The sequence below is a fragment of the Variovorax sp. V93 genome (assembly GCF_041154485.1).
In the GTDB taxonomy this organism is placed as follows: Bacteria; Pseudomonadota; Gammaproteobacteria; order Burkholderiales; family Burkholderiaceae_C; genus Variovorax; species Variovorax beijingensis_A.
Map to the genome: position 1 here is coordinate 4582273 of NZ_AP028669.1, position 23082 is coordinate 4605354.

Below are 23082 nucleotides of genomic sequence, written 5' to 3' on the forward strand. Positions count from 1 at the left end.
GGAACTCCCATCGAAGGCATCGCGTTTCTCCGTGTTTCAGCGGTAGCTGAATTCGGCTCGGCGATTGAGCTGATGGCCCTCCTCGGTGGTTTCGAGCGATGCAGGTTTTTCGATGCCCCAGCTGACGGCCTCGATGCGTTCGCCCGGCACGCCAAGCTGCGTGAGCGCGCGCTGCACGGATTCGGCCCTGCGCTGGCCCAGCGCGAGGTTGTATTCGCGGCCGCCGCGCAAGTCGGTGTGGCCCTCGATCACCACCTTGCTGGCGGGACGGTTCCTGAGATAGCTCGCATGCGCTTCCACCACGTTGCGGTACTGCGGCTTGATGTCGTATTTGTCGAAGTCGAAGTACACGATCTTCAGCGCGACGGGACCGTTCTGCACCGGTGCGGGCGGGGGCGGTTCCACCTTCGCCACCGGCGCCTTGTTCGAGTAGTAGTAGGTCGCGTCTTCGCGTCCGCTCTTGGAGGCCGTTCCACAAGCGGCAAGGCTTGCTGCAAGGGCGACGATGGTCAGTATCCGGTAGCTGCTGCTGTTCTTCATATCAAATCCTTTCTCGGGCCAGGCCGGTGGCGGCCTGGCCCTGGTGCGTTGTTTTTCTTCCTTCTCCTCTACTGCTCTTGTTCCTTAGCCCAGCAGGCCGTGCAGGATGTTCGTCACCGGGGTGAGCACGCTGCCGGTGCCGGCGGCCTGGTCCACCAGGCTGGTGATCGGGGTCACCACGTCGGTCACGATCGGCGCGGCGTCCTCCACGGTGTGCACCAGGCTGTTGTGGACGGTCTCGATCACCGGGTCAAGCGTCGGGGTTGCGCCGGCCAGGATGTCGGTCACGGGCTCTGCCACCTCGGACACGGCGGCCACCACGGGCTCCAGTGCCTCGCCGAGCGTGCTTGCGGTGTCGAGCACCGGCTCCAGGATGTTGGCCGCCGGGCCGCTGCCGCCCAGCACGCCGCCGAGCAGGCCATCGCTGCCGAGCAGGCTGCCGACCAGGCCATCGTCGCCAAGCAGATCGCCACCGAGCAGGCCGCCGACGATGCCGTCTTCGCCCAGCACGCCGCCGAGCAGGTCACCGCCGAGCAAGTCACCGCCCAGCAGATCGCCACCGAGCAGGTTGCCGACCAGGCCGTCTTCGCCCAGCACGCCGCCCAGCAGATCGCCACCGAGCAAGTCACCGCCCAAGAGGTCGCCACCGAGCAGGTTGCCGACCAGGCCGTCTTCGCCCAGCACGCCGCCGAGCAGGTCACCACCGAGCAGATCACCACCCAAGAGGTCGCCACCGAGCAGGTTGCCGACCAGGCCGTCTTCGCCCAGCACGCCGCCCAGCAGATCGCCACCGAGCAAGTCACCGCCCAAGAGGTCGCCGCCAAGCAGGTTGTCGACCAGGCCGTCTTCACCCAGCACGCCGCCCAGCAGATCGCCACCGAGCAAGTCACCGCCCAAGAGGTCGCCACCGAGCAGGTTGCCGACCAGGCCGTCTTCACCCAGCACGCCGCCCAGCAGATCACCACCGAGCAAGTCACCGCCCAAGAGGTCGCCGCCAAGCAGGTTGCCGACCAGGCCGTCTTCACCCAGCACGCCGCCCAGCAGATCACCACCGAGCAAGTCACCGCCCAAGAGGTCGCCGCCAAGCAGGTTGCCGACCAGGCCGTCTTCACCCAGCACGCCTCCCAGGAGATCGCCACCGAGCAAGTCACCGCCCAAGAGGTCGCCACCGAGCAGGCCGCCCAGCAGGCCGTCTTCGCCGAGCACACCGCCCAGCAGGCCCTCGTCGCCCAGCAGGTTGTCGACCAGGCCATCCTCACCGAGCACGCCGCCGAGCAGGCCGTCCTCGGCAAGCAGGCTGCCGATGGCGCCGCCGCTGCCGAGCAAGCCGTCTTCGCCGAGCAGCCCGCCGACCACGCCGTCATCGCCAAGCACACCGCCCAGCAGACCGTCTTCACCCAGCACGCCATCGGTCACGCCGCCGAGCAGGCCGTCTTCGCCGCCGAGCAAGCCGCCCAGCGGGCTGTCTTCGAGCAGGCCGCCCACTGCGCCGTCGGCGCCCAGGAGGTTGTCGACCACGCCGTCCTGGCCCAGCAGGCCGCCGGAGAGGCCGTCGCTGCCCAGCAGACTGGACAGCGCGCCGTCGCCGCCAAGCAGGCCGCCCACCACGCCATCGCCGCCGAGCAGGCTGCCCACGGGGCTTCCTCCGCCGATCAGGCCACCCAGCAGGCCCTCTTCGCCCAGTACGCCGCCGAGCACGCCGCCAAGGGCGCCGTCGTCGCCGAGCAGGCCGCCGACGATGCCTTCGTCGCCGACCACGTTGTCCAGCAGGCTGCCGATGGCACTGCCTTCACCGATGAGGCCGTCCAGCGCGCTGCCTTCGGCGAGCAGGCCGCCCACCAGGCCTTCTTCGCCGACGAGTCCGGCGAGGAGGCTGTCCTGGCCGAGCAGCCCTTCGACCACGTTGCCGACCACGCCGTCGTCGCCCACGAGCTCCTCGAGCGCGCCGTCCAGGCCAAGGCTGCCGGTGAGGCCGCTCAGGATGCCTTCCTCGCCCACCAGGTTGTCCAGACCGTTCTGGAGGGCGTCGGTGACGTAGTCGACCTGCTTGACCAGCTGGTCGACCAGCGCACCCGTCGCGCCTTCGCCCAGGAGGCCATCGACGATCGGGCTGGCCACGCCGCCCACGCCTTCAGCCACGGTCTCGACGAAATCGTCCGCCGGATCGAGCTGGTTGGGATCGTTCTCGGAGAACTCGGAACCGAGCACCGGGGCCAGCACGTCGTCGACCACGTCGGTCACGCCGTCGACCACGCCCAGCACCGGGTCGAGCGAGTCGCCAAGACCCGCGGTGTCGCCGATCGAACCGACCAGGCCGCCGGCCGCGCCATCGCCCGGATCGAGCAGGCTGTCGCCGCCATCGGAGTCTGCGTCCGCGTCTGCGTCGGCGTCTGCGTCTGCGTCTGCGTCTGCGTCGGCGTCGGCGTCTGCGTCTGCGTCTGCGTCGGCATCGGCATCTGCATCTGCGTCTGCGTCGGCATCTGCATCTGCATCTGCATCTGCGTCGGCATCAGCATCAGCATCAGCATCAGCGTCAGCGTCAGCATCAGCATCAGCATCAGCATCAGCATCAGCATCAGCGTCAGCATCAGCGTCGGCATCGGCGTCTGCATCACCGTCGGCATCCGCATCGGCATCCGCGTCGGCGTCTGCATCCGCATCGCCCTCACCGCCACCGCCGGCGAAGAACGGGATCACTCCGCCGCCGTCGCCACCGCCACCGCCGCCCAGCGCGGCGCCAAGCGCAGCCGCGCCCAGTGCGCCGAGCGCGAATTCGCCGAGGCCAAGGCCGCTACCGGCCGCGACCTTCTTGGTGACGGCCAGTGCGGCCGCGTCGGCGTCGCTGTCGGGTGGGGTCACCTGCAGGTCGCCCGAGGCGACGTCCACATTCACTTGTTCGAGGCCGCCGGGCAGCTTGGTCGAGCCGATGGTGGCGTCGGTGCCGCCGGTGAAGACGCCGGCCAGCGGCGCCTTGTTGGTGGCCGAGCCGGGGAACAGGACGTTGGCCTGTCCGCCTTCGGGAACGATCACGCGGTCACCCGCGATCAGGGTCTGGTTGCCGTCCACCGGAATGCGGACACCCTCGCGCATCACCGCGACGCCCGGCGTAGCATTGGACAATGTGCCCACGCTGGCGGGTGCCGCCGCAGCGGCGGCAGGTGCCGACGAGCTCATCGCGGCGGGTGCGCCGAGCGGTGTGCTGGTGGCTTGGGCGATGACCACAGGAGCAACGCCACTGGCGGCAAGTCCTTCGGTCGAATTGGTCGGTGCTTGTGGTGCGTTCATGACAGCCTCTGTGACAAAAGATGCATCTACAGGGGCAACTAGCGTGCCGTGCTGCCAACTCTTTTGAGCCACCGGGTCGTCAAGAACGCAAGCTATTGATTTTTATGGATATTTTTCTGAAAACCGGTGTCCGCGCGATCGACCGAAACAGCGCTTTGGATGCTGTTTTGACCATTCGTTACGTTACGGCGTAACGTCCCGCTACCGGAACATCGGGCACCTTTCGAGCTGCAGGCGCGCGGTTTTCTCTCCCCTCTTTTTCCTTTCCAGCTTCTCCATACAGATATGTTCAATCCCTCCCAGGAAGACGTGCGCCGCTTCTTTTGCGACGTGTACGCCAAGCACCTCCAAGGCCTGCCGATGGAAGCGCTCGAGACGATTGCCGCGGGATGGATCGACGCGCACCCCGAATACCACGAGGACCTGGCCGACGCCGATGCCGCCGTGGCCCGCGTGTACGACGGTTCGAACGGCCGCGAGAACCCGTTCCTGCACTTGTCGATGCATCTTTCGATCAGCGAGCAGTGCTCCATCGACCAGCCGCGAGGCATCCGCCAGGCCGTCGAGCTGCTGGCTGCCCGCCGTGGCTCGCTGCTCGACGCGCATCACGAGGCCATGGAGTGCCTCGGCCAGATGATGTGGGAGAGCCAGCGCGCCGGCCGCCCGCCCGATGGCGACGGCTACGTCGCGTGCGTGCAGCGGCGTGCAACCAAGGACTAACCGGCCTTCCGGGAAGGCGGCGCGCCCTGCTGCCTGGCGCCTTCGCGCAGCAGCGCGGCCATGGCGCTGCGCAGCGCCGAGGGCTCGGCGTCGCTGCGCAGCAGCAGGCCCACCGGCTCGTCGGTGCCGGCGGTTTCGATGCGCAGCCGGACCAGCCGCTGGTCGGCCAGCTCGCCGCGCGCGGCGCCCAGCGGCGTGATCCAGACCGCATCGGACACCGCCACCAGGCCGCGCGCCACCGCAACGTCGAGCGTCTGCAGCGCGTGCGGCGGAAGCGCGAGGCCGCGGGCCGACAGAAAGCTTTCGGTGTTGTGGCGCGGGATGGTGCCCTCGCCATACACCACCAGCGGGAAATCGAGCACCGCCTGCACCGACACCGCCCGGGTCGACCGGTTCGCCAGCGGATGGCCGGGGCGTACCGCAAACACCAGCGGCTCGGTGTAGAGCAGCTCGAAGCTGAGCCCGCCCATCAGCCGCGGATCGCTCATGCGGCCCGCCACCAGGTCGAGTTCGCCGGCGCGCAGCTCATCGAGCAGCACCGGGTTGGCCGCGCTCTTCACCACCACCTGCACCGAAGGCCAGCGCTCGCGAAAGCGCGCGAGCGCCGCCGGCAGCAGCGCCGGCGCCACGCTCGGCAGCGCGCCGATGCGCAGCCGCTCGACGCGCTCGCCGGAAGCCGGCGCCACCGCCTGCGCGCTGGCGTCGATGGCCTCGAGCACGCGCAGCGCGTGGACCAGCAGCTGTTCGCCCGCCGGCGCGAGCCCCTGCACGCCGCGCCGCCCGGCATTGCCGCGCTCGACCAGGCGCGCCCCGACGATGGCCTCCAGCTCGGACAGCGTCTTGGACACCGCCGGCTGGCTCAGCGACAGCCGCTCGGCGGCGCGCGCGAGATGGCGCTCCTGCGCCACCGCGACAAGGCAGCGCAGGTGGCGCAGCTGCACATTGCGCACAAAGTCCTGGCGAAGGTCGGCGGGAGTTTTCAATTACTGATGGTTATGCAAAACAGACCAATCTTCAATTTACATCATCGAACGGGACTTCTAAAGTTCAGCTTCCGAATTCGATTCGTCCCACGACAGGAGACAACGGCATGTTGACGAAAACCCAGGCCTCCCCCGCCATCCTTACCCCCCGCGACTGGAAGGCCCACCCTTCCTACATCTACCCCGGCTACAAGTCGACCGCGAAGCGCGGCCCCCAAAAGCCCCTGGTCCCGCTGAAGGCCTCGCTCGGCGAACTGCAGCAGCCGGTGTACGGCCACGACAGCATCGGCGAGCTCGACCACGACCTGACGCGCAATGCGCGCAGGAACGGCGAGCCGCTCGGCGAACGCATGATCCTCACCGGCCAGGTGCTCGACGAACGCCGCCGCCCGGTGGCCAACACGCTGGTCGAAATCTGGCAGGCCAACGCCGCCGGCCGCTACGTGCACAAGGTCGACCAGCACGATGCGCCGCTGGACCCCAACTTCCTGGGCGCGGGCCGCTGCCTCACCGACAGCGAGGGCCGCTACCGCTTCCTCACCATCAAGCCCGGCGCCTACCCCTGGGGCAACCACCCCAACGCCTGGCGCCCGCAGCACATCCACATGTCGCTGTTCGGCCAGAGCTTTGCGAGCCGCCTGGTCACGCAGATGTATTTCCCCGGCGATCCGCTGCTGCAGTACGACCCCATGGTCACCGGCACCCCCGAGCGCTACCGCAACCGGCTGATTGCCGACTTCAGCCTCGACATCACCGAGGAAGGCTACGCACTGGGCTACCAGTTCGACGTCGTGCTGCGCGGCGCCGACGAGACGCCGTTCGAAAACCGCTGAGCAAGAAGGAGACACACACCATGTTGATGACCGCACAGGAAGCCGACTTCGGCCAGACCCCCTCCCAGACCGTGGGCCCCTACTTCGCCTACGGCCTCACCGCCGCGCAGTACGGCTACGACTTCGACCAGCCTTTCGACACCGTGGTCGCCCTGGACAACGCCTCCGGCGAGCGCATCCGCCTCGAAGGCCGCGTGATCGACGGCGACGGCAACCCCATCAACGATGCGCTGGTCGAGATCAGCCAGCCCGACGGCGAGGGCCGCTATCCGCAGACGCCCGCCGAAGCGCGCGAAATGGGCTTTCGCGCCTTCGGCCGCGCCGGCACGGGCACCGATGCCCAGAACCGCTTCGTGTTCCACACCGTGAAGCCGGGCGCCGAATCGCCGGGCGAAGCCCCGCACATCAATGCGATCGTGCTGATGCGCGGCCTGCTGCTGCATGCCTTCACGCGCGTGTATTTCAGCGACGAGGCCGAAGCCAACGCCAAGGACGCCGTGCTGGCCAGCGTGCCGGCCGAGCGGCGCCACACGCTGATTGCCGAGCGCGTGGAGCAAGGCGGCGCGGTGAGCTACCGCTTCGACATCCGCATGCAGGGGCCCCAGGAGACGGTGTTCTTCGACGTCTGAACACAGCCGGCCCCGCAAACAAGAAAGCCCGCTCGATGCGGGCTTTCTTCATGGGACGGGCCGACGCTTACTGCGCGGCGCGGTGGATGCGCGATTCCGGCACCGTCTTGAGGTCGCCGGGCAGCGAGCTGATGTAGCTGGCGAGCGTCTTGAGTTCGGCGTTGGTGAACTTCTTGGGTTCGACCTGCTGCGCCATCACCGCGTTCGAGCGGCCCAGGTGCAGGTTGTTCTTGACGCGGTACGACTTGAGCGCCACGAAGAGGTAGTCGGCATGCTGGCCGGCCAGCTTGGGCACGGTGCCGTCATTGGGCGTGTTGAAGTTGGCGCCGTGGCACTTGGTGCAGCTGTTGTCCTTGTCGCGCGACACCAGGGCCTGCACGTTGTCAGGCATGGGCTTGGCGAGCGCGGCCGGGGGCGCGTCGCCTTCCTTCAGGCCCAGCTGGCTGTAGTAGGCGGCCAGGTCGGCGATATCCTGCTCCTTCAGGGTGTCGGCAATCGCGCGCATGGTGGGGTGCTTGCGGTCGCCGCCCTTGTAGGCGGTGAGGGCCGAGGTGATGTAGCTGGCGCTCTGGCCGGCGATCATCGGAACCTTGTGGATCTCCGGAAAGCTGGCCTGGTAGCCGATGATGCCGTGGCAGCCCACGCACATGGCAACCTTCTTGGCGCCCTCCTGGGCATTGCCCGTGACTTGCTGGGCTTGGGCCGAGACCGTCACGCAAGCGACAGCGAAGGCAAACATCGTGGTCAACAACTTGTTCATTTTGCGCGCACAATCTCGTGGAGATACAGTTTTTCGAATCAACATTCGATTATATGCAAGGGTCCCCCGGGAACCCCTTCAAGCCGTCCAAGTGGCTGCGCGAAGCGAATCGAGTGTGTTCTTTTCTCCACCCCGCCTTCTCCACCTTGCTCGCGTTCACTCATGAAATTCAAGGGCTCAGACAACTACGTCGCCACTCAGGACCTGATGCTGGCCGTCAATGCCGCCATCACGCTCACGCGCCCGCTGCTCGTCAAGGGCGAACCCGGCACGGGCAAGACCATGCTGGCCGAGGAAGTGGCGCAATCGCTCGGGCTGCCGCTTTTGCAATGGCACATCAAGTCGACCACCAAGGCGCAGCAGGGCCTCTATGAATACGACGCCGTGAGCCGCCTGCGCGACTCGCAGCTCAAGGACCTCGACGGCGGCGAGCGCGTGAGCGACATCAACAACTACATCGTCAAGGGCGTGCTCTGGCAGGCCTTCACGGCCGACCAGCCGGTGGCGCTGCTGATCGACGAGATCGACAAGGCCGACATCGAATTCCCGAACGACCTGCTGCGCGAAATCGACCGCATGGAGTTCTACTGCTACGAGACGCGCGAGCTCATCCGCGCCAAGCACCGGCCGGTGGTGTTCATCACCTCCAACAACGAGAAGGAGCTGCCCGACGCCTTCCTGCGCCGCTGCTTCTTCCACTACATCAAGTTCCCCGACGCGGAAACGATGAAGAGCATCGTCGCGGTGCACTTCCCCGGCCTCAAGCAGGAACTGCTCACGTCCGCGATGAAGACCTTCTACGACGTGCGCAACCTGCCCGGCCTCAAGAAGAAGCCCTCCACCTCCGAGCTGCTCGACTGGCTCAAGCTGCTGGTGGCCGAGGACATTCCGCTGGAGGCCCTGCAGAGCAAGGACGACAAGGTGGCCGTGCCGCCGCTGGTGGGCGCGCTGCTCAAGAACGAACAGGACGTGACGCTCTTCGAGAAGCTCGTCTTCATGCAGCGCAACAACCGATGAGCCAGCCACAAGCGCCGCATCCCGTGGGCCAGCTGCTCAGGCTGGGCGTGGCGCAGGCGGTGCTGTTCGTGGCGGGTGCGCTGCTCGGCCGCTGGATCGGGCTCCAGCTGGGGCTCGATGCCTTCGGCCCCAATGGCTATGGCAACCACGAGATCTTCGGCATCCTGCTGATCGGCATTGGCGGTGGTGGCGGCGTGCAGCTGGCGCGGGCCTGGTACGACCGCAAGTACGGCAAGCCGAGAGGCTGAAAACAACCGTTGGGGATATTGAGATGGCGTTCGTCGAACCTGTCACGCTGAAGGCCCGCGACCTGGCGCTGGTGCCGCTGTCGCTCGCCCATGAAGAAGGCCTGCGCGCCGCCGCGGCCGACGGCGAGCTCTGGAAGCTGCGCGTCACCTCGGTGCCCGAGCCGCACGACACCCGCGCCTACATCGAAGCCGCGCTGCAGGGGCGCGAAGCCGGCCACCGCTTTGCGTTTGCCGTGACCGAGGCCGAAACCGGCACCGTGCTCGGCACCACGAGCTTTCACGACATCCTGCCGGCCGTGAAGCGCGTGGAGATCGGCTACACCTGGTACGCCAGGCGCTGCCAGCGCACCCACGTCAACACCACCTGCAAGCTGCTCATGCTCACGCACGCCTTCGATACCCTCGGCTGCAACGTGGTGGGCTGGCGCACCGACAATTTCAACTTCGCTTCGCAGCGCGCCATCGAGCGGCTCGGCGCCAAGAAGGACGGCGTGATCCGCGGCCACGCGATGCGCCGCGACGGCACCATCCGCGACACCGTCATGTACAGCCTCGCCGCGGGCGAGTGGCCCGAGGTGAAGGCCCAGTTGCTGTACCTGCTCGACAAGCCGCGAAGCTGAAGAGAAGTCCAAGGAAAGCCCGACCATGCTGATCGATTTCTTCTACACGCTGCGCTCGGCCAAGCTGCCGGTCTCGGTCAAGGAATACCTCACGCTGCTCGAGGCGCTGCAGGCCGACGTGGTGGGCCCCAACTCCGACGGCGCCTTCGGCCTGGACGACTTCTACTATCTCTCGCGCACAGCGCTGGTCAAGGACGAGAAGCACTACGACAAGTTCGACCGCGCATTCGCCGCCTACTTCAAGGGCGTGGAGATGCTGGCCGACTTCACCAAGGAAGTGCCGCTCGACTGGCTGCGCAAGACGCTGGAGCGCGAGTTCACGGCCGAGGAAAAGGCCAAGATCGAGAAGATGGGCTGGGACGAGCTCATGGAAACGCTCAAGAAGCGCTTCGAGGAACAGAAGGAGCGCCACGAAGGCGGCAACAAGTGGATCGGCACCGGCGGCACCTCGCCCTTCGGCCACGGCGGCTACAACCCGCAGGGCGTGCGCATCGGCGGCGCGGGCAAGAACAAGAGCGCCGTGAAGGTGTGGGACCAGCGCGCCTACAAGGACTACGACGACAGCCAGGAACTCGGCACGCGCAACATCAAGGTGGCGCTGCGGCGGCTGCGCAAGTTCGCGCGCGAAGGCCACGAGGAAGAGCTGGACCTGGACGACACCATCCACTCCACCGCAGCCAATGCCGGCTACCTCGACATCAAGATGCGGCCCGAGCGCCACAACAACGTCAAGGTGCTGCTGCTGATGGACGTGGGCGGCACCATGGACGAGCACATCCAGCGCGTGGAGGAACTGTTCTCGGCCGTGAAGACCGAGTTCAAGCACCTGGAGTTCTTCTACTTCCACAACTGCGTCTACGACTTCATGTGGAAGAACAACAAGCGCCGCTTCTCCGAGAAGTTCGCGACCTGGGACATCCTGCGCAAGTACAACAAGGACTACAAGCTCATCTTCGTCGGCGACGCGACCATGAGCCCCTACGAGATCCTGCAGCCCGGCGGCAGCGTCGAATACAACAACGAGGAAGCCGGCGCCGAATGGATCCAGCGCCTCACGCACACCTTCCCCAAGTTCGCCTGGATCAACCCCGAGCCGCAGGGCGTGTGGCAGTACCGCCAGAGCATCGCGGTGATGCAGCAGCTCATGTCCAACCGCATGTACCCGCTCACGCTGCGCGGCCTCGAAGAAGCAATGCGAATGCTTTCTAAGTAAGGCGCGGCGCGAAGCCCGGAACTGTTTCCGGATGCTTACGGAACCGTCGCGCCTTGCTGTCAAAATCCGCCCATGCTCAGGGTGGTTCCAGTCATTGCGCCGGCGTGCTTGCCGGCCTTGCTTTTTTGCGGCGTCCTGCTTTTGCAGGGATGCAGCCTGCTGCCGAAGAAGGACAGCGCGCAGGACACGGCCACCCCCACGCTGGTGCGCGGCGATGGCGCGGCCGCCGGCGAAGCACGCAAGGACGCGCCGCGGCGCGACGCCTTCACCATCGACGTGCGCGGGCCCGACACGGTGCGCGAATACCTCACGCTGCACCTGGACATCCAGCGCTACCGCACGCTCGACGACCTGGGCGCCACCGAGATCTCGCGGCTCATGGTGGCGGCCGAAGGCAATGCACGCGAACTGCTCGGCACGCTGGGCTATTTCACGCCCACGCTGACGCTGGAGCTCAACGAGACGCCGGCCAGCTCCAAGGCGCCGCGCGAGATCGTCATCACGGTGCAACCGGGCGAGCTCACGCGCGTGAGCAATGTGCAGATCAGCTACGGCGGCGCGATTGCCGACGACCCCACGGCCGAGGCGCAGCGCGATTCGATCCGCACCGGCTGGACGCTGCGCCCAGGCCAGCCCTTCACGCAGCAGGGCTGGGACAACGCCAAGACCATTGCCCTGCGCAGCCTCACGGCCAGGCGCTTTCCGACCGGCAGCGTCGAAGTGAGCCGCGCCGAGATCGATGCCGACCGGCAGGAGGCGCGGCTCAGCGTCACCTACCAGTCGGGCCCGGCCTACCGCTTCGGCCCGCTCGTGCTGCGCGGCACCGAGCGCTACGACGCCGATGGTGCGCGCCGCATCGCGCAGCTTCCCACCGGCGCCGACTACGACCAGCAGAAGCTGCTCGACGCGCAGCAGCGCCTGGCCAGCAGCGGCTACTACGACTCGGTGTTCCTCACGCTCGACACCGAAAGCGGCACGCCGCTGGCAGCCCCCGTGATCGCGCAGCTGCGCGAAGCCCCGATGCAGAAGGTGGTGCTGGGCGCCGGCTTCACCACCGACAACGGCCCGCGGCTGTCGGTGGACCACATCCACAACCGGCTGCCGCTGCTCGGCTGGCGCGCCGTGTCGCGCCTGTCGGTCGACAGCGACATCAAGTCGCTGGGCACCGAGTGGAACGCCATTCCCGATGACCGCGGCTGGCGATGGTTCGCGGGCGCCGGGCTCAAGAGCGAAACCTCGGGCAGCTACGTGGTCGACAGCGGCCGCCTGCGCAGCGGGCGCAGCAAGTCCAGCGGCCACATCGACCGCAGCTACTTCCTGCAGTACGACTACGCGCAGAACCGCGGCACCAACGCCCCGCCCTCGGCCTCTGCCGTGACCGCCAACTGGGGCTGGACCGGCCGCTATTTCGACGACAACGCCGTGCCCACGCGCGGCTTCGGCCTGGCGCTCGAACTGGGCGCCGGCTACACGCTGACAGGCGAGCGCCTGCCCTTCACGCGCACCTATGCGCGCTGGCTCGGCGTGCTGCCGCTGGGCTTCGCCGAAGACCGCGACGCCGCCACGCTGGCGCGCCGCAGCCGGCTGCAGCTGCGCGCCGAGGCCGGCGCCGTGGCCGCCAAGGACAGCGCGCAGATTCCCTCCACGCTGATGTTCCTCACGGGCGGCGACACCACGGTGCGCGGCTACAGCTATCGCCAGATCGGCACCGTGCGCAGCGACGGCCAGATCGTGGCGGGCCGCTACCTCGGCGTCGTGAGCGCCGAGTGGCAGCGGCCCTTCGTCTACAACGACAAGCTCACCGAATGGGAGAGCGTGGTGTTCGTGGACGCCGGCGCCGTGGCCGACAAGCCCGGCGAGCTCAAGCCGAAGGTCGGCGTGGGCGTGGGCGCGCGCTGGCGCAGCCCGGTCGGGCCGGTGCAGGCCGACCTTGCCTACGGCGTGGACACGCGCAAGTTCCGCCTGCACTTTCGCCTGGGCTTCACTTTCTGAGCGCGCACGCATCGATGCAGACCGACGCCGAACCCCAGTCCACGCCCCGCACACAGCGCTCCCGCACGCGGCGCGCGCTGCGTGCGCTGGGCTGGACGTTCGCGGGCCTGCTCGCGCTGGTGCTCGTGATCGGCGCGGCCGCATGGTGGTGGATCGGCTCCAACCAGTCGCTGGCCTTCGCGCTGGCCAAGGCCGCGCGCTATTTGCCCGCCGGCCAGACGCTCGAAAGCCGCGAGGTCACGGGCTCGCTGCGCACCGGTGGGCGCATCGGCTGGCTGCGCTGGCAAAGCGAGAAACTGTCGGTCGAGGTGCAGGAGGCCAGCGTCGGCTGGCAGCTGGCGCCGCTGTTCCAGCGCAAGCTGCAGCTCGGCGAAGTGCATGCGGCACGGCTGCTCATCGAACGCCGCGGCCCGCCGAGCGACACGCCCACCGAGCCGCTCGAACAGCTCGCGCTGCCCATCGAGGTCGAGCTGCCGTACCGCATCGACGAGCTGCGCTGGACCGGCCCGCCCGCGCTGCAGGCCAACCAGCTTGCGGGCAGCTACCGCTACACCGGCGCGGAGCACCAGCTGGAGGTCAAGGGCGTCGACATTGCCGACGGCCACTACAGCGCGCGCGTCAAGCTGCAGGGGCCCGCGCCGATGGTGCTCGACGCCGCGCTCGATGGCCGCGTGAAGGCGCCGCTGGCCGAGGGCCGCAGCATCGAGGTGCTGGCCCAGGCCGCCATCAAGGGCACTCTCGCGGGCACCGGCGCGCGCCTGCAGGTGGCGGCCGAGCTGAAGCCGGCCGAGCCCGATGCCGAAGCGCCCATGGAAGCGAAGCTGCAGGCGAACGTCGCGCCCTGGCTGCCGCAGCCCGTCATCGATGCCAAGGCCGATCTGCGCAACGTCGACGCGGCCAGCCTCTGGCCCGGCGCACCGCGCACCCGCCTGACCGGCACGGTCGAGCTGCAGCCCGACGCAGCCACCGGGCCCGCCGCCTGGCAGGCCTCGGCCAGCATCCGCAACGCGCTGCCCGGGCCCTGGGACAAGGGCGCGCTGCCGCTCGAGCAGGTCGAGGCGCGCGTGGGCTTCGACGGCACCAGCTGGACGATCCCCGAAGCCACGCTGCGCGCGGGCGGCGGCCGCATCGATGCCGAAGGCCGCTGGAGCCCCGCGCCCGCACCCTGGCAGGCGCGCGCCACCGTGCGCGGCGTGCGGCCCGGCCTGCTGCACAGCGAGCTGTCGGGCGCGCCGATCAACGGCACGGCCACGGCGCAGCAGCGCGAGGACACCATCGGCTTCGATCTCGCGCTGCGTGCCGCGGGCGGTGCCGGCAGTGCGGCCATGCCGGGCTTCGGCCTCGACCGCGTGCTCGCCCAGGGCCAGTGGAAGAACCAGGTGCTGGACCTGCGCACGCTGCGCCTCGAGGCCGAGCGCGCCAGCATCGCGGGCCGGCTCCAGGTGCGCGTGGCCGAGCAGGCCGCCAGCGGCAAGCTCGACCTGACGCTGCCGGGCGGCGGTGCGCAGCTCGAAGGCCGCATCGCGCCGGCGCAGGGGGCCGGCGAGATCAAGGCGCGCATCGACGACGCCGAAGCCGTGCAGCGCTGGATCGAAGCCCTGCCCCAGATGTCGAAGCTGTTCGCGGGCAAGGCTGCCAAGGGCTCTGCGCGGCTCGACGCCAGCTGGCAGGGTGGCTGGCAGACCATCCAGCGCCGGCTCGAGAACCCCCATGCGCCGGCCCAGCGCGGCGTTGCGGAACCCAGCCTCAAGGCCGCGCTGGGCGTGCCGCACCTGGAACTGCGCATGCCGGCTGCCGATGGCAACGGCAATGCAGCGGCCACCACGGTCCAGCTGAAAGACCTGCGCGCGGACCTTGCCGGCAGCCTGGCGCAGGCCACGCTCTCGCTGCAGGGCGAAGCCAGCACCGGCACGCAGAAGCTCGCGCTCGACGCGCGCGCGAGCGGCGGCCTTGCAGGACCCAACCAGTGGCGCGCGGCGCTCGCCAGCCTGCGCCTGCAGGCCCAGGACAGCACGCGGCCCGCCACCGCCAGCGCGCCCTGGACGCTGGAGCTCGGCCGCGAGCTCACCGCCACCCTCAAGACCAGCGGAAGCGGCAGCAGCAGCCGCCTCGACCTCGAAGCCTCGGCCGCTGCCGCCACCTTGCGCGGGCCGGCGCCCGGCACCGTGCGCATCGAATGGCAGCCGCTGCGCTTCACGCAAAGCGGCGCGGCGCCCAACCAGGCCTTCCGCCTGCAGTCCAAGGGCAAGCTGCAGGGGCTGCCGATGGCCTGGGCCGAGGCCTTCGGCGCCAGCGCCACCTTCAACGAGATCGGCGTGAGCGGCGACCTCCTGTTCGACGGCGACTGGGACATCGATGCCGGCGACACCCTGCGCGCCCATGCGCGGATCGCGCGCCAGAGCGGCGACATCCGCGTGCAGGCGGGCGAGGCCGCACTGGTCACGCGCATCACGAGCCGCGGCACCGGCACGGCCAGCGAGCGCACGATGAATTCCGCCACCGCGCAAGGCACCACGCCCAGCACGCCGGCCGGCCTGCGCCAGGCCGAACTGCGGCTCGATGCGCAAGGCGAGGCCGTGCGCGCCACGCTGGCCTGGGACAGCGAACGCGCGGGCAGGATCAACGCCGAACTCGACACGCGCATGCAGCAGCGCGCAGGCGGCTGGCAATGGGCGCCCGATGCGCCGCTGGCCGGCAAGGTCAAGGCCACGCTGCCCAACCTTGGCGTGTGGTCGATGCTCGCACCACCGGGCTGGCGCGTGGCGGGCACGCTGGATGCCGATGCCGCGCTCTCGGGCAACCGCGCGGCGCCGCGCTGGAACGGCACGCTGGGCGCCGACAAGCTCGCGCTGCGCGCGCCGGTCGAAGGGCTGGACCTGCGCGACGGCCGGCTGCGCGCCACGCTCACCGGAGAGCGCGTCGAAATCACCGAATTCACGCTCAAGGGCGGCGCCGGCAGCACGGTGCGCATCGGCGGCCAGAGCGGCAACCGCAGCACCGCGGCCAGCCAGGCCGCGAGCGACGGCGGCTCGCTCTCGGCACGCGGCGACATGGCCTGGGGTGCGGCCGGCGCCGCGGGTACGGGCATCCGCATGGCGCTGCAGGCCGACCTGCGCGCGCTGCGCGTGCTGGTGCGCACCGACCGGCAGCTCACGCTCTCGGGCAACCTGCAGGCGCGGCTCGACAACGGCCAGTTCAGCGTGCGCGGCAAGCTCAGGACCGACCGCGCGGTGATCATCCTGCCCGACGAGACCGCGCCGAGCCTTGGCACCGACGTGGTGGTGCGCTCCGCCGCCAAGGACCGCGAGATGGCCGAGCAGGCGCGGCGCGATGCCGCGCGCAACGAGGCGCAGGCCGCCAGGCCGCAGACCGCGAAGCCGCCCGACATCGTGGTGAACTTCGACCTCGGCGACGACTTCGCGGTGCAGGGGCGCGGCATCACCACGCGGCTCGAGGGCGACCTCGAGATCCGCAGCACCCGCCTCGATGCGCCGCCGCGCATCACCGGCGAAGTGAAGACCGTGCGGGGCCAATACCGCGCCTACGGCCAGCAGCTCGACGTGGAAACCGGCGTGGCCCGCTTCAACGGGCCCTTCGACAATCCCGCGCTCGACATCCTGGCCATCCGGCCCAACATCTCGCAGCGCGCCGGCGTGCAGATCACGGGCACCGCACAGTCGCCGCGCGTCAAGCTCTATTCCGAGCCCGCGCTGTCCGACGCCGAGACGCTGTCTTGGGTGGTGCTCGGCCGCGCCTCGGCCACCAGCGGCGGCGAATCGGCGCTGCTGCAGCAGGCGGCGCTCGCATTGATCGGCCATGTCAGCAAGGGCACGAGCGGCGGCAGCCTGGCCAGCCGCTTCGGCCTCGACGAACTCGGCTTCAAGGGCCCCGGCAACGGCGGCGACCTGCGCGAGTCGGCCGTCACGCTCGGCAAGCGGCTGTCGAAGGATTTCTACCTCACCTACGAACGCAGCCTGGGCGGCACCTTCGGCACCATCTTCATCTTCTACGACCTGACGCAGCGCCTCACGCTGCGCGGGCAGGCCGGTCAGACCAGCGGGCTCGACCTGATCTACACGCTCAAGTACGACTGAGCTGCGGGTCTGCCGCCTTGACCGCGGTAATTCGCAGGGTTAAAAATCGTTAACGCCCTTCTAACAAGGAACGACGATGCACGGTGAAGGAGACAAGGGCGAGTGTTCCATGCTGGACCGTCAGAAGTACGACCCGCCGGGCTACTCGCGAACCACGTTCTTGCGCCACGCGCTCCAGTGCGTGATGGCAGTCATTGCAGCAGGCGCCGCGGTGGCGTCCATTCCCTATTGGGGAGGCGACGACTTTCCGCTGATGGGGCTGATCGTCTACGTCGCGGGCATGGTGTTCGTTGCCATGCCGCTGTGCCTCTATTACGAGTCGCTGCTGCAGTCGCATGAAGAGCGCGTGGAGCGTGCAAGGCACATGCTGGCCGCCTAGGCCTCCGGCTTCGCCTTGACCACCTGCCTGAGGCCCGCAAGCGCGGGATCGACGATGGCGGCGTCCGCTCCCACCGCATACACCGCATACGCCGGATAGAGAAATTCCGGCGTGTCCGGCACGCGGCGCAGCCGGCCCGATTCGAGGTGGCTGCGCACCACGTCGTGCCGGAAGTAGCCGGTGCCGCCCGCAGCCAGCAGGAACTCGCGCCCGAGCGGCCCGAGCCCGGCGCTCACCGCGGCATTGGAGAGCTCGGGAAACGCCAGGCCGTGCTGCGCCGCGAACTCCGGGCCCCAGTCCACGTACACATAGTCCGCGGGCCGCGGCACGCGCGGCTGCTGCGCGGTCGTGACCATGACCAGCTTCTCCTCGATGAGCAGTTCCACGCGCAGGCCGGGCCGCTGCTGCGGCGCGTAGGCAATGGCGATGTCGAGCACGCCCGCGGCCACCTTGTCGAGCAGGTCGTGCGGAAAGCCCACCTCGGTGCGGATGGCCAGCTCGGGCGCGGCCGTGCGCATCCACAGCAGCCATTGCAGCAGCAGCGGGTCCCACAGGCTGATCTCGCAGCCGATGGCGAGCACCGCGCGGCTGCCGCTGGGCACCGCGACCTGGTGGCGCGCGCGCTCCCACACCTGCACCAGCGTGGTCGCGTGCGGCAGGAACTGCTCGCCGGCCGCGGTGAGCACCGCGCCCGCCTTGTTGCGCACGAAGAGCGGCCGGCCCAGCAGTTCTTCGAGCGTTCGCACGCGCGCGCTCACCGAAGTCTGCGTGACGTGCAGCCGCTCGGCGGCGCGCTGGAAGCTGCGCGTCTCCACGATCTCGAGGAAAGTCCGGGCCAGGTTGATGTCCATGCCACATCCCGTTTGAGTGCATTAATTTTGCACTCAACTGGCAATTAATATCGTTTTACTTGATGCGAAGGCGGGCCCAAGATAAAGGCATCCAACGCAACCAGGAGTTGATCGATGCCCACTCTTCGCGAACCGTTTCGTGCCGGCGCAACCGAAGGTTTTCTTGAAGCATTCAAGGCGCTCGTCGACGAAGCCCTGATGCTGGGAGAGGCCCTGCTGAGCCCCAACAAGATCATCGGCGATGTGGAGCAGATGCGGGCGCTGCAGGTCGCGGCGGACGACATCGAGCCCACCGATCCCGCGCGGGCCGAGGTGCTGCGCTCGCGCGCCTCGCGCATCGGCCTGCGCTGAAGGCGGCGAGCGGTGCTTGCGGACTACGACGAATGCCGGCTCTGCTCGATGTGCTTGCGCCGCATCGGGCGCAGCACGAACCAGGCCAAGAGCGCCGCGGCCGCATTGACCGCGCTCGCAGCAATGAAGACGGCCTGCCAGCTGCCCGTGGCGGCTGCGAGCACGCTGGACAGCGGCACCAGCAGCGAGGCCGTGCCCTTGGCGGTGTAGAGCATGCCGGCGTTGGACGCCGCGTACCTGGAGCCGAAGGTGTCGGCGCAGGTCGAAGGAAAGAGGCTGTAGATCTCGCCCCAGGCAAAGAACACGATGCCGGTAAGCACCACGAAGAGAATCGGGTTGTGGCCGTAGTGGTAGAGCATCAGGATGCCCACCGACTCGAGCGCGAACGCAATGAACATCGTCTGCTCGCGTCCGATCTTGTCGGACACCCAGCCGAAGAAGGGCCGCGTGAGCCCGTTGAGCACGCGGTCGATGGCGAGCGCGAAAGTCAGCGCGGGCAGCACCAGGCCCATGATGTTGACGGGCACGTCCATGATCTTGAAGTCCTGCGCGATCGGCGCGAGCTGGGCCGTGGCCATGAGACCGCCCGCGGCCACCATCACGAACATGGCGTACATCACCCAGAAGACGGGCGAGCGCAGCACCTCGGAGGGCGCGTAGTCGCGGCCCGCCTGCTGCACGTTGCGGCTGTTCGAGGCCTTCGCGTGATGGGGTGCGCGCGTCAGCATCCATGCGAGCAGGAACACGATGAGCCCCTGCCCGATCCCAAAATACAGGAACGCCGCTTCGTAGCCGCTGGTGCGGATCATCGCGGAGATCGGAATGATCGTGAGCGCCGAGCCCGCGCCGAAGCCCGCGGCCGTCATGCCGGCCGCAAGGCCGCGCCGGTCTGGAAACCACTTGAGCGCATTGCCCACGCAGGTGCCGTACACGGCGCCGGCGCCGATGCCGCCAATGGCCGCCGCAATGTAGAGCAGCGGCAGCGTGGAAGCCACCGAATTGATCACCCAGCCGAGGCCGCACAGGATGCCGCCCACCAGCACCACCGGCCGCGGGCCAAAGCGGTCGACCAGGTAGCCTTCGATCGGCACGAGCCATGTTTCCGTGAGCACGAAGATGGTGAAGGCCACCTGGATGGCGGCGCGGCTCCAGCCGTGCTTCTCCGCAATCGGATTGACGAACAGCGTCCAGCCGTACTGGAGGTTGGCGATCATCGCCATGCACACGATGCCGATCAGCAGTTGGCCCCATCGGTAGGCCTCGGAGCGGGTCGCGCTGGCGCCATAGGTTTCGGATGGGGGATATATCGCGGGGTTGGAACCTGCGATCGTGGAGGTGGGCCGAGTCATGGAGTTGTCCTAGGTGTTTTCGTTGAATTCCGACAGGCTGCGAATACGGAGCAATCGGTCGAGCGATCGATGCGCATCGACAGGCGACGAGGCTTCTTTGACATCGCTACGCGGCAGGGGAATCGCCAGTTTTCTGCGCGTGAATGACTGTCGGACCGAGCGACTCAAAAACTCTTGACCGCAGTCAAGTTCACACGAATCGCGCGCTCTCGCGTCCCCCGTGATATCCCTAGCACGAGGCCTCGGCGCGTGCGCGGCTCGCGTGCATACGCCGCGGCGCATGCGATGGCCTTCGCGTTGCGTGTGGCGCATCGCGCATTGCGCGCCCGCCCGCATCCGCTCGCGAAGCACTCCAGCAGCGCGCGGATGCAGAGACCTGTTTTGTGGCCAGAAAAATTGACCTCGGTCAAGAAACCCAAAAATGGCGTTTGCGCCCGTCTAGGGTAAACCCTAAAATCCAGGGTAATCCCTGCGGTCTTTTCGATTCAATCTTCCTGGAGCCCTCATGAGCCACACCACCCTGAATTCCAGCGCCTTCCGCACGCCGGCCTCGTCGACGACCGCCAGCAATGCCATGCGCGAACTGTTCTCCGCCATGCCCATCGTGATCTTCTACAAGGCCGCACGCGCCGCGCTGATGCAACGCCGTTCGGCGGCCGTGCAGCGTTGAGCCGCCGCAGCAGATTCACTCTCCATCAAGAGCGCGCGCGAGTCATTCGCCGCGCTCTTTTTCGTTGGGACTCTCGAACGGCACGATCTGCGAGATGAGCGCCGGCCCGTCGGCCAGCAGGAAGTCCTTGAAGGCCTGAGCCACCGGCGGCAGCCGCTTGCTGCGGCGGTGCACCACGTACCAGTTGAGCATCAGCGGAAAGCCCTGCACATCGAGCACGCGCAGGCTGCCGGCGCGCATCTCCTGGCTGATAGTGTGGGCCGACACGAAGCTCACGCCCATGCCCGCGATCACCGCCTGCTTGATGGTCTCGGTGCTGCGGATCTCCATCGCGATGTTGATGCCGCTGAGGTCGCCGCCGAAGCCCTCCTCCATCGAATGCCAGGTGTCCGAGGCCTTCTCGCGCACCACGAAGGGCTCGCGCATGAGCCGCGCGAGCGGGATGCGCGGCACGCCCACCAGCGGATGGTTGGGCGCCGCGACGATCACGTAGGGATGCGGCGCGAACGGCTGGTTGACGGTGTCCAGATCCGTCGGTGGCCGCACCATGATCGCCAGGTCGGTGAGGTTCTCCGCGATGTGGGTCATGAGCCCTTCGCGGTTGTGCACCGTGAAGTTCAGCGTGACGCCGCGGTGCCGGCTCGCAAACTCCACCAGCAGGCGCGGAAAGAAGTAGTCGCCCGCGCTGATCACGCCCACGTTGAGCTTGCCGCCGGAGACGCCGTTGAACTGCAGCATCGCGTTCTCGGCCGCCTCGAACTGCTGGATGATCGCGCGGCTGATCTGCAGCAGCTCGGTGCCGGCGGGGGTCAGGTAGATCTTCTTGCCGAACTGCTCGAACAGCGCATTGCCCGCGTGCTCCTCGAGCTTGCGCACCTGCGTGGAGACGGCCGGCTGCGTGAGGTGAAGCTCCTCCGCCGCACGCGAGAAGCTCAGCAGCCGCGCCACCGCCTCGAAGACTTTCAACTGGCGCAGGGTCGCGTGCTTCATTCGGAAAAGAGTGGCTGCAATCGAGCGGGCATCGTACTGCGCCCCGGGGCCGCTCTCGGGGAGGGCCTAGGGTATGCGCGCGACGTGCAGCAGGTTCGTCGTTCCCGACAGCCCGAACGGCAGGCCCGCGACAACCACCACGTCGCTGCCGGTGCTCGCAAAGCCTTCGGTGCACGCGTTGCGGCAGGCGCATTCGATCATCTCGGCCACGTCGCGCACGTCGTCGACCAGCACCGCATGCACGCCCCACACCATCGCCATGCGGCGCGCCGTGGCCACGTCGGGCGTGAGGCTGATGATGGGCACGGCCGGCCGCTCGCGCGCGGCGCGCAGGCTGGTGAAGCCCGACGAGGTGTAGGTGACGGTGGCGGCAGGCGCAAGCAGCGCGGCCACCTGCCGCATCGATGCGCACACCGCGTCGGCCGTGGTCGACAGCGACGCCTCGTGCGTGGCGTCGATGCCGATGCGGTAGGACGCGTCGGCCTCCACGCGCGAGATGATGCGGTCCATCATGGCCACGGCCTCCAGCGGGTACTTGCCCGAAGCCGATTCGGCCGACAGCATCACCGCGTCCACGCCGTCGTACACGGCAGTGGCCACGTCGGACACCTCGGCGCGCGTGGGCACCGGCGCGGCAATCATCGATTCGAGCATCTGCGTGGCCACCACCACCGGCTTGCCGCGCTTGCGGCAGGCACGCACGATCAGGCGCTGCAGCTCGGGCACGCGCTCGGGCGGCAGCTCCACGCCAAGGTCGCCGCGCGCCACCATGACGCCATCGCACAGGTCGACGATCGCGTCCAGGTGGTCGATGGCCGCGGGCTTCTCGAGCTTGGCCATGATCCAGGCGCGCTTGCCGATGATGGCGCGCGCCTCCTCGATGTCTTCGGGGCGCTGCACGAAGGACAGCGCCACCCAGTCCACGCCCATGGCCAGTCCGCAGGCCAGGTCGTCCAGGTCCTTGGGCGTCAGCGGCGAGATCGGCAGCACCACGCTCGGCACGTTGACGCCCTTGCGGTCGGAGATCGGGCCGCCGACCAGCACCGTGGTCTCGGCGAAGTCGGGGCCGAAGCTGTCCACGCGCAGCCGCAGCTTGCCGTCGTCGAGCAGCAGATCGGTGCCCACCTGCAGCGCCGCGAAAATTTCCGGATGCAGCAGCGGCGCGCGGCGCGCATTGCCGCTTGCGGCATCCATGTCGAGCCGAAAGCGCGACCCCGCATCGAGCTGCGCGCGGCCGCCTTCGAAGGTGCCCAGCCGCAGCTTGGGCCCCTGCAGGTCGAGCAGCACGCCGATGGGCCGGCCGAACTCCTTCTCGAGCCGCCGGATGGTGTCGAGGCGGCGCGCATGGTCATGCTGCGTGCCATGGCTGAAGTTGAGCCGGAACACGTCCACGCCGCGCTCGAACAGGGCACGGATGGCCGGCTCGTCGGTGGTGGCGGGGCCCAGTGTGGCCACGATCTTCGCGCTGCGTGTACGTCGCATCATCCGTTCCATTTCATCGATCGATCACAGCGCACGACCGGCGCCCCCTCGGCGCCGGATTGCGCAGCCTGAGTGG

Annotated in this window: 20 protein-coding genes; 12 read left to right on the plus strand and 8 right to left on the minus strand. The window is 68.4% G+C overall.

Features of this window, described 5'->3' with window-relative positions:
- Positions 1-36: 36 nt before the first annotated feature.
- Positions 37-540 carry a peptidoglycan-associated lipoprotein Pal gene (pal, locus tag ACAM54_RS21775; RefSeq protein ID WP_192322404.1) on the minus strand — a complete coding sequence of 168 codons (504 nt, stop codon included), beginning with the start codon at positions 538-540 and terminating at the stop codon, positions 37-39.
- 84 nt (positions 541-624) lie between these two features.
- Positions 625-3825, minus strand: a complete 3201-nt coding sequence (locus tag ACAM54_RS21780; protein ID WP_369648908.1) for a hypothetical protein — start codon at positions 3823-3825, stop codon at positions 625-627.
- Positions 3826-4110: 285 nt separating this feature from the next.
- Here ACAM54_RS21780 and ACAM54_RS21785 point away from each other — a divergent pair, with 285 nt between their 5' ends.
- Positions 4111-4545 (plus strand): DUF1841 family protein, encoded by a 435-nt coding sequence (locus ACAM54_RS21785; RefSeq protein ID WP_192322402.1) that lies wholly within the window; start codon positions 4111-4113, stop codon positions 4543-4545.
- Here the strand turns inward: ACAM54_RS21785 and ACAM54_RS21790 are convergent.
- Entirely contained in the window at positions 4542-5528 is a 987-nt protein-coding gene (locus tag ACAM54_RS21790; protein ID WP_192322401.1) for a LysR substrate-binding domain-containing protein, read from the minus strand. The genes ACAM54_RS21785 and ACAM54_RS21790 overlap by 4 nt on opposite strands.
- A gap of 107 nt (positions 5529-5635) precedes the next feature.
- On the opposite strand from ACAM54_RS21790, the gene pcaH reads away from it, so the two are divergent.
- Together pcaH and pcaG are read left to right on the plus strand one after the other, a co-directional pair.
- A complete protein-coding gene (pcaH, locus tag ACAM54_RS21795) occupies positions 5636-6361 on the plus strand; it encodes a protocatechuate 3,4-dioxygenase subunit beta (RefSeq protein WP_209500843.1) in 726 nt (241 codons plus the stop codon).
- Between the two features lie 20 nt (positions 6362-6381).
- Positions 6382-6990, plus strand: a complete 609-nt coding sequence (pcaG, locus tag ACAM54_RS21800) for a protocatechuate 3,4-dioxygenase subunit alpha (protein ID WP_145740154.1) — start codon at positions 6382-6384, stop codon at positions 6988-6990.
- A gap of 67 nt (positions 6991-7057) precedes the next feature.
- Here the strand turns inward: pcaG and ACAM54_RS21805 are convergent, their stop codons facing one another.
- The gene (locus ACAM54_RS21805) at positions 7058-7750 is read right to left on the minus strand and encodes a cytochrome c (RefSeq protein WP_145740152.1); all 693 of its coding nucleotides are present in this window, start codon (positions 7748-7750) and stop codon (positions 7058-7060) included.
- 162 nt (positions 7751-7912) lie between these two features.
- Here ACAM54_RS21805 and ACAM54_RS21810 point away from each other — a divergent pair, with 162 nt between their 5' ends.
- From ACAM54_RS21810 to ACAM54_RS21840, 7 genes are all read left to right on the plus strand, one after another.
- Complete coding sequence (locus tag ACAM54_RS21810; RefSeq protein WP_145740151.1) at positions 7913-8767, plus strand: MoxR family ATPase; 855 nt, start codon at positions 7913-7915, stop codon at positions 8765-8767.
- Entirely contained in the window at positions 8764-9015 is a 252-nt protein-coding gene (locus ACAM54_RS21815) for a hypothetical protein (RefSeq protein WP_369648909.1), read from the plus strand. Before ACAM54_RS21810 ends, ACAM54_RS21815 begins: the two co-directional genes overlap by 4 nt.
- Before the next feature lie 23 nt (positions 9016-9038).
- Positions 9039-9635, plus strand: coding sequence for a GNAT family N-acetyltransferase (locus tag ACAM54_RS21820; RefSeq protein ID WP_369648910.1), 597 nt, complete (start codon positions 9039-9041; stop codon positions 9633-9635).
- 25 nt (positions 9636-9660) lie between these two features.
- Positions 9661-10848, plus strand: coding sequence for a VWA domain-containing protein (locus tag ACAM54_RS21825; RefSeq protein ID WP_015867239.1), 1188 nt, complete (start codon positions 9661-9663; stop codon positions 10846-10848).
- A gap of 72 nt (positions 10849-10920) precedes the next feature.
- Positions 10921-12840, plus strand: coding sequence for an autotransporter assembly complex family protein (locus ACAM54_RS21830; protein WP_369648911.1), 1920 nt, complete (start codon positions 10921-10923; stop codon positions 12838-12840).
- Positions 12841-12854: 14 nt separating this feature from the next.
- Positions 12855-16934: a translocation/assembly module TamB domain-containing protein gene (locus tag ACAM54_RS21835; RefSeq protein ID WP_369648912.1), complete on the plus strand. Its 4080-nt coding sequence runs from the start codon at positions 12855-12857 to the stop codon at positions 16932-16934.
- Positions 16935-17043: 109 nt separating this feature from the next.
- Positions 17044-17313: a hypothetical protein gene (locus ACAM54_RS21840; RefSeq protein ID WP_225612638.1), complete on the plus strand. Its 270-nt coding sequence runs from the start codon at positions 17044-17046 to the stop codon at positions 17311-17313.
- On the opposite strand, the gene ACAM54_RS21845 is transcribed toward ACAM54_RS21840, so the two are convergent.
- Entirely contained in the window at positions 17310-18164 is an 855-nt protein-coding gene (locus ACAM54_RS21845; protein ID WP_369648913.1) for a LysR family transcriptional regulator, read from the minus strand. The genes ACAM54_RS21840 and ACAM54_RS21845 overlap by 4 nt on opposite strands.
- Positions 18165-18278: 114 nt before the next feature.
- Here ACAM54_RS21845 and ACAM54_RS21850 point away from each other — a divergent pair, with 114 nt between their 5' ends.
- Entirely contained in the window at positions 18279-18515 is a 237-nt protein-coding gene (locus ACAM54_RS21850) for a hypothetical protein (RefSeq protein ID WP_025569788.1), read from the plus strand.
- Positions 18516-18538: 23 nt separating this feature from the next.
- Here the strand turns inward: ACAM54_RS21850 and oxlT are convergent, their stop codons facing one another.
- Positions 18539-19864, minus strand: coding sequence for an oxalate/formate MFS antiporter (gene oxlT / locus ACAM54_RS21855; protein WP_025569787.1), 1326 nt, complete (start codon positions 19862-19864; stop codon positions 18539-18541).
- 505 nt (positions 19865-20369) lie between these two features.
- Between oxlT and ACAM54_RS21860 the strand changes: the two genes are divergently transcribed.
- Positions 20370-20534, plus strand: a complete 165-nt coding sequence (locus tag ACAM54_RS21860) for a hypothetical protein (protein ID WP_186454109.1) — start codon at positions 20370-20372, stop codon at positions 20532-20534.
- A gap of 42 nt (positions 20535-20576) precedes the next feature.
- On the opposite strand, the gene ACAM54_RS21865 is transcribed toward ACAM54_RS21860, so the two are convergent.
- A complete protein-coding gene (locus tag ACAM54_RS21865; RefSeq protein ID WP_145740136.1) occupies positions 20577-21524 on the minus strand; it encodes a LysR family transcriptional regulator in 948 nt (315 codons plus the stop codon).
- Between the two features lie 66 nt (positions 21525-21590).
- Positions 21591-23006 carry a pyruvate kinase gene (gene pyk, locus ACAM54_RS21870; protein WP_369648914.1) on the minus strand — a complete coding sequence of 472 codons (1416 nt, stop codon included), beginning with the start codon at positions 23004-23006 and terminating at the stop codon, positions 21591-21593.
- Positions 23007-23082: the final 76 nt, after the last annotated feature.